The organism is Algibacter lectus (genome assembly GCF_900112395.1).
Lineage (GTDB): Bacteria > Bacteroidota > Bacteroidia > Flavobacteriales > Flavobacteriaceae > Algibacter > Algibacter lectus.
Genome location: NZ_FOLN01000003.1, coordinates 305,743 through 316,767, shown reverse-complemented (window position 1 = coordinate 316,767; position 11,025 = coordinate 305,743). Strand labels below are relative to the sequence as shown.

The 11,025-nt window shown below is 34.1% G+C and carries 8 protein-coding genes; 7 read left to right on the top strand and 1 reads right to left on the bottom strand.

What is annotated here, in order from left to right; genetic code table 11:
* Positions 1–26: 26 nt before the first annotated feature.
* From nhaA to BM246_RS07145, 7 genes are all read left to right on the top strand, one after another.
* Positions 27–1,334, top strand: a complete 1,308-nt coding sequence (gene nhaA, locus BM246_RS07175) for a Na+/H+ antiporter NhaA (protein WP_074936803.1) — start codon at positions 27–29, stop codon at positions 1,332–1,334.
* Positions 1,335–1,498: 164 nt separating this feature from the next.
* Complete coding sequence (locus BM246_RS07170) at positions 1,499–2,002, top strand: GbsR/MarR family transcriptional regulator (protein ID WP_042496009.1); 504 nt, start codon at positions 1,499–1,501, stop codon at positions 2,000–2,002.
* Between the two features lie 12 nt (positions 2,003–2,014).
* On the top strand, positions 2,015–3,148 hold the full coding sequence (locus tag BM246_RS07165) for an efflux RND transporter periplasmic adaptor subunit (protein ID WP_042496010.1): 1,134 nt from the start codon (positions 2,015–2,017) through the stop codon (positions 3,146–3,148).
* Positions 3,149–3,170: 22 nt separating this feature from the next.
* Entirely contained in the window at positions 3,171–6,308 is a 3,138-nt protein-coding gene (locus tag BM246_RS07160) for an efflux RND transporter permease subunit (protein WP_074936801.1), read from the top strand.
* A gap of 4 nt (positions 6,309–6,312) precedes the next feature.
* Positions 6,313–7,728: an efflux transporter outer membrane subunit gene (locus BM246_RS07155; RefSeq protein ID WP_074936798.1), complete on the top strand. Its 1,416-nt coding sequence runs from the start codon at positions 6,313–6,315 to the stop codon at positions 7,726–7,728.
* A 6-nt stretch (positions 7,729–7,734) separates the two neighbouring features.
* On the top strand, positions 7,735–8,328 hold the full coding sequence (locus tag BM246_RS07150; RefSeq protein ID WP_042496015.1) for a TetR/AcrR family transcriptional regulator: 594 nt from the start codon (positions 7,735–7,737) through the stop codon (positions 8,326–8,328).
* A 17-nt stretch (positions 8,329–8,345) separates the two neighbouring features.
* A complete protein-coding gene (locus tag BM246_RS07145) occupies positions 8,346–8,741 on the top strand; it encodes a hypothetical protein (RefSeq protein WP_042502440.1) in 396 nt (131 codons plus the stop codon).
* 30 nt (positions 8,742–8,771) lie between these two features.
* Here BM246_RS07145 and BM246_RS07140 read toward each other — a convergent pair whose 3' ends face one another.
* Complete coding sequence (locus BM246_RS07140) at positions 8,772–10,898, bottom strand: Tex family protein (RefSeq protein WP_074936796.1); 2,127 nt, start codon at positions 10,896–10,898, stop codon at positions 8,772–8,774.
* Positions 10,899–11,025: the final 127 nt, after the last annotated feature.

Genomic DNA, 11,025 nt, shown 5'->3' with positions numbered 1-11,025 from the left:
ACATTATTTTTATAAACCTTATTTATATGATTAAAAGAGTTTTCCTTACACCCTTTCAAAAATTTGTAAAAATTGAAAGTTTTAGTGGTATTCTACTCATGTTTGCTACACTTCTTGCTTTGGTTTGGGCAAATTCGCCATATGGGGATAGTTATAGAGAACTTTGGCAATACGACTTAGGGATTATAACAGAAACTTTCGAATTCAAGAAGCCTTTAATTTTATGGATTAATGATGGATTGATGGCTATATTTTTCCTTTTAATAGGCTTAGAAATAAAACGTGAGCTACTAATAGGCGAACTCAACTCTCCAAAAAAAATAGCCTTCCCATTGGTTGGGGCTTTAGGAGGAATGTTGGTACCGGTAATTTTCTTTTTAGTTTTAAATCAAAACCCAGAAACCACAAAAGGCTGGGGGATTCCCATGGCTACAGATATTGCGTTTTCATTAGCTATTCTAAACGTACTTGGTAAACGTGTACCTTTAAGTCTTAAAATATTTTTAACCGCATTCGCTATCGTAGATGATATAGGAGCTGTTTTAGTTATCGCAATTTTTTATAGTGGAAACATCAATATCACTTTATTGTTGATTGCACTAGCTATGCTTTCCATTTTATACTTCCTATCTTATAAAGGGATTTATTCTAAATTCATCATGTTCTTCTTCGGAATTATTATCTGGTTTTTATTCTTAAAATCTGGTATTCATCCAACTATAGCAGGTATTTTATTAGCTTTTTCTGTACCAATTAGACAAAAAATTGATACTTCTAAATTTTTGGTAGAATTAGAAAATGTATACAACAATATTAAAACTGCTAGTGTGCTAAAAAAACCCATTCTCTCGCATGAGCAAATTGGCCATGTAGATAATTTAAATGACTGGTCGGCTAAATTTCAGTCGCCATTACAGCATTTAGAGCATAGTTTACACGGCTGGGTAGCCTATTTTATCATTCCTATTTTTGCGCTTGCAAATGCTGGTGTATTAATTTCTGGCTCGGATAATTTAGATACCGCTTTAGTTATCAATATAATAATATGTTTAGTTTTAGGAAAAGGTATAGGGATTACCTCTATTGTATTGCTTGCCCAAAAACTAAAATGGATAGAAGTGCCTAGCGATATTAGTTTCAAGCAAATTATAGGCGTTGCTTTTTTAGCGGGTATTGGTTTTACAATGGCTATATTTATAGCTAGTTTGGCATTTGTTTCTACACCAGAATTTATCGATTCTGCTAAAATAGGAATTCTTATTGGCTCGTTTATTTCGGCCATTATTGGTTACGTTATACTTCGTATAGGCTCCAATAAAGAACAAAAAATTTAACCTATTCTTATTTACAATTTCTAAAAAGCCTACGGGCTTTTTTTATTTTAACAACAATTTAACTTCGTTTAGTTCGGTTTGTTCCGAACTAAAAATATCTTTGCAAAGATTTTACCTGGAAATAAACCCTTTATTTTCAGAGAAGCATAACAAAACAATTAACAATGAAAGAAAATATCTGTCAAAAAAAAATGGGCTTAGTTGAAAAACTAGGCGTGCATTTAGAAGCCAGAGAGCAATTAGCACCAGTTGCTGCTCGTATTTTGGCTTACGTTATTCTTACAGGAAAAAGAGGTGCCACTTTTGAAGATATGGTAAGTATTCTTTGCGCAAGTAAAAGTACCATCTCTACACATATTAATCACCTACAAGATTTAAACAAAATTGAATATTTCACAAAAACTGGCGATCGTAAAAAGTATTTTATAATTAATAAAGGAACTATCATTCAACATGTTGACAGAATGATAAGTCATTGGCAAGAAGAACGCTCTATACATTTAGAAATTAAAGAATATAAGGAAAAACAAAACGATTTGAAAATTGAAAAAGAAGAAGATAAATTCGATTTAAGTTTTCATAACGATTATGTAAAATTTATAGATGAAGCTTCCTCTTCAGTAAAAGAATTAAGAGAAAAATTAATAAACAACCAATTCCATATTTAAAGTTAAAGAATAATGAAAAAGAATAATTTATACTCGATATTAACACTAAGCCTTATTTTAGTTGTTTTTAGCTGTGGCAACAAAACAGAACAAGCTGCCGCAACGCAACAAGCGCCACCACCTGCGTTTCCAGTAACTGCAATACAACAAAAAACAGTAACAGGTTACCAAGAATATCCAACAAATATTGAAGGTATTGTAAACAGTGATGTAAGAGCCAAAGTTTCGGGTTACATCCAAAACGTACTAGTAGATGAAGGTCAAAAAGTTCGTAAAGGTCAACCTTTATTTAGACTAGAAACACAATCTTTAAGTCAAGATGCAGGTGCTGCAAAAGCACGTGTAAATGTGGCACAAGTGGAAGTAGATAAATTAATTCCTTTAGTAGAAAAAAACATTATTAGTGCCGTACAATTAGAAACTGCAAAAGCTAATTTAGCACAAGCGAAGGCTACATTAAGTGGTGTATCTGCTAATATTGGTTATGCTACTATTAAAAGCCCAGTAGACGGTTATGTTGGAGCTATTAACTTTAGAGAAGGCGCATTAGTTAGCCCAAGTGATAGCAACCCATTAACAACGGTTAGTGATATTAGCCAAGTCTATGCCTTTTTCAGTTTTAATGAAGCGCAATACATCGATCACTTACAGCGCTATGAAGGACAAAACAAAGCCGAGCGTATTAAAAACTCTCCAGATTTAAGTTTAGTTTTAGCTAATGGAAAAGTTTATTCTGAAACTGGCCGTATCCAAACTAGTACAGGACAAATTAACGAAAGCACAGGAACTATTAAAATTAGAGCAGCTTTTGATAATCCAAACGAAATTTTAACCAATGGAAACAGTGGTAAAATTAGACTTCCTATAGAATATAAAGATGCTATTATAGTACCACAATCGGCAACCTTTGAACAACAAAAAGACATTATGGTTTTCACCGTTGATCAAGATAATAAAGTAAAATCTAACATTATAAAAGTACAAGGTACAGTCGGCAACTTATATGTTGTTGAATCTGGACTTAAAGTAGGCGATAAACTTATTGTATCTGGAGTTGGAAAACTTAGAGCAGGAATGCCTATTGCTCCGCAAGACACACCTTTTGAGGAGGCTATTAAGCCAGTAGCTGTATTATTTAAAAATTAGAAAACCATAAACTTATTTAGTTATGTTAAAAACATTTATTGAAAGACCCGTTCTTTCAACGGTAATTTCTATTATCATAGTAGTACTTGGTGTTATTAGTATATCGAGTCTACCCATAGAAGAGTATCCAGATATTGCACCACCAACCATTAAAGTAACAGCATCTTATGCAGGGGCCAATGCAGAAACGGTTTTAGAGAGTGTAATTATCCCGATAGAAGAGCAAATTAATGGTGTTGAAGGGATGAGCTATATCACCTCTACAGCATCTAACACTGGTACAGCTGAAATCACAGTTTATTTTAATCAGGAAGTCGATGCAGATATTGCAGCGGTTAACGTTCAAAACCGTGTATCAAGAGCAAGTGCTTTATTACCTCAAGAGGTACTGCAAACAGGTGTAATAACACAAAAGCAAGAAACGAGTGCTTTAATGTTTATTTCAATGTATTCTGAAAATGAAAGCTACGATGCTACATTTATTCAGAATTACTTAAAAATAAACGTAGTACCTGCTATGCAACGTATTAGTGGTGTTGGAGATGTTAGTTTATTCTCTCAACAAGATTACGCTATGCGTATTTGGTTGAAACCTGAAAAATTAGCAACCTATGGTTTAATTCCTTCAGATATTACAGCAGCTTTAGCTGAACAAAACTTAGAAGCAGCTGCAGGTTCTCTGGGGCAAAATAATGGTGAAGCCTTTTCATATACATTAACTTATAGCGGACGTTTTAAAAATGAACAACAATATGCAGATATTGTTATTAAGGCTTTAGGAAACGGAGAATTTCTTCGTCTAAACGATGTAGCAACTATAGAGTTAGATGCACAATCTTATGCAGCTAACGCTATGAGTATGGGGAATCCTGCGGTTTTTATGGGTATTTTTCAAACCAAAGGGTCGAATGCAAGAGAAATTATTGAAAACATTAAAGTAACACTAGAGTCGGTTAAAAAAGATCTTCCAGAAGGTTTAGATGTTTTTGTTCCTTATGATACCAGTTTATTCTTAAATGCATCTATTGAAAAAGTAATTAGTACATTATTAGAAGCCTTTTTACTGGTATTCTTAGTAGTATTCATCTTCTTACAAGATTTTAGATCTACATTAATTCCAGCAATTGCCGTTCCGGTTTCTATTATTGGTACGTTTTTTTTCTTGAATGTTTTTGGGTACTCAATAAACCTTTTAACGCTATTCGCGTTAGTACTCGCCATTGGTATTGTGGTGGATGATGCTATTGTGGTTGTGGAAGCCGTGCATGCTAAAATGGACGAAGGTGAAAAGAATCCTAAAAAAGCAACATTAGTAGCCATGAACGAGATTTCTGGTGCTATTATATCAATTACCTTGGTAATGGCAGCCGTATTTATTCCGGTAACGTTTGTAACAGGACCTACAGGTGTATTTTACGAGCAATTTGGGGTAACGTTAATTATTGCTATTTTAATTTCAGCAGTAAACGCATTAACTTTAAGTCCGGCATTATGCGCGCTTTTATTAAAATCTCATAAAGATGATGAAGAGTTAAAAAGTAAAGGCCCGTTAAAACGTTTTTACACACTTTTCAATCGCGGATTTAACGCAACAATACAACGTTACGGTCAATCACTTCAGTTTTTATACAAAGTGAAATGGGTATCTCCTTTATTATTAATTTTAGCAATTGCTGGAATTTTCTGGGCATCTAATACAACACCCACAGGATTTGTACCTAATGAAGATAGAGGTATTATTTTCGCAAACATTGCATTACCAGAAGGATCATCTTTAGATAGAACAGATGCTGTATCTAGAGATTTATACGGTAAAATAAAAGATATTGAAGGTATTGTTGCTGTAAACTTTATTAAAGGTAGAAGTTTAATTAATGGTACGGGTAGCAACTACGGTTTTGGTATTATAAAATTAGCCGATTGGGCAGATCGTGAAGATGTAGCAACCTCTGTACAAGCCATTACTGGTAAGTTATTTGGTGTTGCCGCAGGCATAAAAGATGCCAACATCATTTTCTTTTCACCACCAAGTATACGTGGTTTTGGTAACTCAGCTGGTTTCGAAGTGAATTTATTAGATAAGTTTGGTGGCGAGTTTAAAGACTTAGATAAAGCGAATAAAGAATTTGCGATGGCCTTAATGGCGCATCCAGAAATTAAATACGCACAATCATCTTTTAGTACAAACTACCCACAATACGAAATGGAAGTTAATGTACCATTAGCAAAAGAAAAAGGAGTACCTATCAATAGTATATTCTCTACATTACAAGGATATATTGGTGGAATTTATGCTTCGGATTTTTCTCGATTTGGAAAACAATTTAGAGTATATATCCAAGCTTTACCAGATGATAGAGCAAATGTTGACGATTTAAATAGCATGTATGTGCGTACAGATTCTGGTGAAATGACGCCAATTACACAGTTTGTTAAATTAGAGCGCGTGTATGGCCCACAATCGGTAACTCGTTTTAACTTATTTAATTCAACATCTATAACTGGTGCTACAAACGCTGGTTTTAGTACAGGTGATGCGATTAGAGTTATTGAGGAAGAAGTGGCAAAATTACCAAACAATTATACAGTTGCTTATTCTGGTTTAACACGAGAAGAAGTAAGTGCAGGTAACCAAACCATGTTCATTTTCGGATTAAGTATTCTATTTGTATTTTTCTTATTAAGTGCACAATATGAAAGTTACCTATTACCATTTGCTGTAATTTTATCATTACCATTTGGAGTATTCGGAGCTTATATAAGTACCAAGTTCTTAGGGTTGGAAAACAACATTTACTTCCAGATATCTTTAATTATGCTTATTGGTCTACTCGCCAAAAACGCCATTCTTATTGTGGAAATTGCACTGCAAAAACGAAGAAAAGGCGAAAGCATTGTAGAAGCAGCTATCGATGGAGCAAAATCACGTTTACGTCCTATTTTAATGACATCATTCGCCTTTATACTTGGGTTAATGCCATTAGTATTAGCAAAAGGTGTAGGGTCTGAAGGAAATAGATCTATTGGAACAGGTGCCGTTGGAGGATTACTTATAGGAACACTTTTAGGAGTCTTTGTAATTCCAATCTTATTTATATTATTCCAGTGGTTACAAGAAAAAATTTCTAGTAAACCAGAAGTACAAACTATTGAAGAATAAAATTATGAAATCAATTATAAAACATAAAAATTTCACTAAAACCATGCTACTAGGCTTGGTTTTAGTGACCTTGCAAAGTTGCTTTGTTGCAAAAGAGTACGAACGCCCAGAATTAATTGTTAACGAGGCGCTATACAGAACAGATAATTTGCCCACCGATAGTATTTCTATGGCCGATGTATCTTGGAAAACCATTTTTACAGATCCGTTTTTAAGTCAATATATAGAAGAAGGATTAGAGAACAACATGGACGTCCGTATTGCTATTCAACAAATGATTTCAGCGGAAGCTTATGCAAAACAAGGTAAAGCCGGATACTTCCCAACATTAAGTATCGGGCCTAATTATACACGCCAAGAGTTTTCAGAAAACAGTCAATTCGGATCTATTTTCAGTGGTGGTTTAGACACTTATGATATTACTGCCGATTTATCTTGGGAAGCTGATATTTGGGGAAAAATACGTAGTAACAAACGCGCTACACAAGCCGCATATTTACAAAGTGTTGCTGGTCATCAAGTTGTAAAAACACAACTTATTTCTAGCATTGCAAACACATATTACAACCTATTGGCTTTAGATGCACAATTAGAAGTAACTAAGCAAACCATTGAAACTAGAAAAAGCGGTGTAGAAACCATTAAGGCATTAAAAGATGCTGGAAATGTAACACAAGTAGCCGTAGACCAAAACATAGCGCAATACAACAGCGCCAGAGCTTTACAAATAGACTTAGAAACAGCCATTTTTAAAGCTGAAAACACATTAAGTATTCTATTAGGGAGAAGCGCTCAACATTTTGAACGTAGTAGCTTAGACAAACAACAAACACAACAAGATATTGCTCTTGGTGTTCCTGCAACGTTGTTAAACAACAGACCAGATGTTATGGCGGCCGAGTATGGTTTAATTAATGCTTTTGAGTTAACCAATGTGGCAAACAGTAGCTTTTACCCATCGTTAACTTTAACAGCATCTGGAGGTTTACAAAGTTTAGAGTTAGATAATTTATTTAACACCAGCTCATTATTCGCAACCGTGGTTGGTGGGTTAACCCAACCTTTATTCAACCAAAGAAAACTTAAAACTCAAAAAGAAGTCGCTCTTGCAAATCAAGAAAGTGCTTTATTAAACTTTAAGAAAACGCTATTAATCGCCGGAAACGAAGTTTCTAACGCGCTGTACACTTATAAAGCTGAAACTGAAAAATTTGAATATAGAAAAAATGAAGTTGAAGCATTGCGTATGGCCGAAGCAAACTCTGAAGAGTTACTTAAAAACGGTTACGCCAATTATCTAGATTTATTAACAGCCAGACAAAGTGCTTTAAGCGCAGAACTAAACATTATAGATGTAAAATTACAACAATTGATATCTATAGTAGATTTATACGAAGCTCTTGGTGGCGGATGGAAATAGAATAAAATGATTACCAAAAAGGAACTGCTAAGCTGTGCTATAAACAAGTTTACCCAACTAGGGAGCAAACATGTTTCATTAGATGAAATAGCACGTACTTTAGGTATTTCTAAAAAAACAATTTATACGTTTTTTAAAAACAAAGAAGATCTAGTAACTGCTAGTTTAGAGAGTTTATTAAAGGAGTATAAAGAAAAAATAAATGGGATTGTTGCTTGCAACAGTAACGATCCTGTTTTTTGTGTTGTTTTAATTTACGAAAGAGGGTTTGAGTATTTAAAGTACTTCAAGCCCTCTTTTATTTTTGGCCTAGAAAAGTATTACCCAAAAGCCTTCAGGTTATTTCAGGATTTTACTGAAGAGCTCGCCTTTACTACGGTTCACAACTTACTTAAAGAAGCCAAAATAAAAGGACATATTAATCCAGACGTTAATTTAAGATTAGCTGTAAAAATTTATTTTTTAAGGATTGATAACGTAGCTTTCAAAAAAAAGAATCTCTTCGATTTATACGGAAAAGACGTTTTATTTAAACACATGGTTATTTATAATTTAAAAGGCATTATTTCCAGCACATATTCTAATCCTTATTTTGAATAGATTTGTATTTTTGCCAAATGAAAGAAGATATCACCATACCAAAAGTTGAAGGCGTTTACGTTGCTATAGTTAACGAATACAACGATATTTATAAAACCCAAGACTGGAATGCTTACATTATAAACGATAAAGACGTCGATTTAGAAATGGTTCTTATCGTTACCGGCGGCTATTCTAAAGACAAAATAACATCGACTTTTAGAAAGAAACTCGACAAACTTCCTAAAAAGAGTTACGCCAAAATAGAATTAATGCACGAAGATTTATTTAAGATTAATAACACATTTAAAGTCTCTTTCTTCGAAGGCAATAAAATGTTCGACAAAACATATTTATTCCGTGAAAACACCATTAATTTAAAAGCACTACAAGCCTTACCACTTATGCAAGTAAAAGGTGTTTTAGTAAAATAACTCACTCTTTTTTATATAAATAGAAGGGCTTTATTTATGTAATTTAAGCTGTATACGCTTTCGCGGAACATCCACTTCTAACACTTTTACAATAATTTGTTGGTGTAAGCTTACGTGCTCATTAACATCTTTTACAAAACTATCGGAAAGGTTAGAAACATGAATTAAGCCACTTTCCTTGATACCAACATCAACAAAACACCCAAAGTTGGTAATGTTGTTTACAATACCAGGTAGTAGTTGCCCCTCGTGCAAATCGTTAATCGTTTTTATGTTTTGATTAAATGCAAACACTTTAGCCTGCTCACGGATATCTAAACCTGGTTTTTCGAGTTCTTTTACAATATCCTCCAACGTTAATAAACCAACAGTTTCAGTACAGTAGTTTTTTAAATTTATAGTTTGAAGTAGGGCTTTATTACCTATTAAGTCTTTTATAGATGTTTTTAAATCTTTCGCTATTTTAGCAACAACAGCATAACTTTCCGGATGCACTGCAGAATCATCCAACGGGTTTTCAGCATCTTTAATACGTAAAAAAGCAGCACCTTGCTCAAAAGCTTTTCCGCCTAAGCGTGGCACTTTTTTAATCGCTGCTCTAGATTTAAAAACGCCATTTTCATTGCGATAATTAAAAATGTTTTCGGCTAATTTTGGCCCAATTCCAGAAACATAACTCAGCAAACTTTTACTCGCCGAATTAATATTAACTCCCACCGAATTCACACAATTCTCGACAACAACATCCAATTGTTTTTGCAGTTTACTTTGGTCTACATCGTGCTGATATTGACCAACACCAATAGATTTGGCATCAATTTTAACCAGCTCTGCTAACGGATCTTGCAAGCGGCGCCCAATAGACACAGAACCACGAACAGTAACATCATAATCTGGAAATTCCTCACGTGCTATTTTGGATGCCGAATAAATACTGGCGCCAGCTTCGCTAACCACAAAAACCGGCATATCGTTTTTAAAATGTACTTTACGCACCAAAGCTTCGGTTTCTCTAGAAGCTGTACCGTTACCAATGGCAATCGCCTCAATTTTATAAGCATCACAAAGCGAACTTATTTTTTTCATAGCACCAATACTATCACTTTTTGGAGGGTGCGGATATATGGTTTCGTTGTATTTTAATTGCCCTTGAGCATCTAAACACACCAATTTACAGCCCGATCTAAACCCCGGATCTATGGCTAAAACACGCTTTTCACCAAGTGGCGAACCTAATAACAATTGTTTTAAGTTTTTTGCAAATACAGTAATAGCAGCTTCATCGGCTTTATCTTTTGCTATTTGCATCGCCTCGTTACTTAAAGATGGTAATAATAAACGCTTGTAAGCATCTTTAATGGCAAGCTGTATTTCTTCCGCGCAAGCGTTATTACTTTTAATAATACGACGCTCTATGTTATCGAAAGCACGGTCGTGATCTATTTCAACTTTCACGCGAATAAAACCTTCTTTTTCTGCGCGTAAAATGGCTAATAATCTATGCGATGGAATTCTACTCAGACTTTCTTCCCAATCGAAATAATCACGGAATTTTTGAGCATCCTCATCTTTAGCTTTTGTTTTTACCGCTTTCGTGGAAATTATAGCGAAACGCTCTAACTGGCGACGGATGTTATTTCTAATATCGGCACGCTCGTTAATCCACTCGGCAATAATATGCCTGGCGCCTTCCAAAGCATCTTCAACAGAAGCCACTTCACCTTTTACATATTTAAAAGCAATAGATTCTACATCATTAGCATTTTGGCTCATTATTATTTTCGCCAAAGGTTCCAAACCGTTTAATCTCGCTTTTTCAGCCTTCGTTTTACGGCTCTTTTTATAGGGCAGATATAAATCTTCAAGCGTTGTTAAATCTTGAGTACTTTCTATTTTTTGTTTTAATTCCGTAGTTAAAACCTCTTGTTCTTCTAAAGCTTTTAAAATGGCTTTTTTACGTTTTTCTAAAGCTTCAAATTGTTCTTTAAACTTTACAATATCACCAATTTGAACCTCATCTAAATTTCCCGTACGTTCTTTTCTATAACGCGAAATAAAAGGAATGGTACAGTCTTCATTCAACAAATCAACCGTGTTTTTTACAGATTGTTCTGGTAAATTGGTGTTCGATATTATATAGGAAACAAGTAATTTCATAAGCTTAAAAAATATAAAAGCGAATGTAATAAAGTTCTATAAAATGTAGCGACTGGGTTAAGGTTTTCTTTTAAAACCAAAAAGACTTTAAACCTTAAAACAATAACTAATTTTTTAGAGGTATTTA

Coding starts and splice junctions, on each gene's coding strand:
- BM246_RS07150 (WP_042496015.1), top strand. CDS start 7,735: ATGATTACCAAAAAGGAACTGCTAAGCTGTGCTATAAACAAGTTTACC.
- BM246_RS07170 (WP_042496009.1), top strand. CDS start 1,499: ATGAAAGAAAATATCTGTCAAAAAAAAATGGGCTTAGTTGAAAAACTA.
- BM246_RS07155 (WP_074936798.1), top strand. CDS start 6,313: ATGAAATCAATTATAAAACATAAAAATTTCACTAAAACCATGCTACTA.
- BM246_RS07140 (WP_074936796.1), bottom strand. CDS start 10,898: ATGAAATTACTTGTTTCCTATATAATATCGAACACCAATTTACCAGAA.
- BM246_RS07145 (WP_042502440.1), top strand. CDS start 8,346: ATGAAAGAAGATATCACCATACCAAAAGTTGAAGGCGTTTACGTTGCT.
- BM246_RS07165 (WP_042496010.1), top strand. CDS start 2,015: ATGAAAAAGAATAATTTATACTCGATATTAACACTAAGCCTTATTTTA.
- nhaA (WP_074936803.1), top strand. CDS start 27: ATGATTAAAAGAGTTTTCCTTACACCCTTTCAAAAATTTGTAAAAATT.
- BM246_RS07160 (WP_074936801.1), top strand. CDS start 3,171: ATGTTAAAAACATTTATTGAAAGACCCGTTCTTTCAACGGTAATTTCT.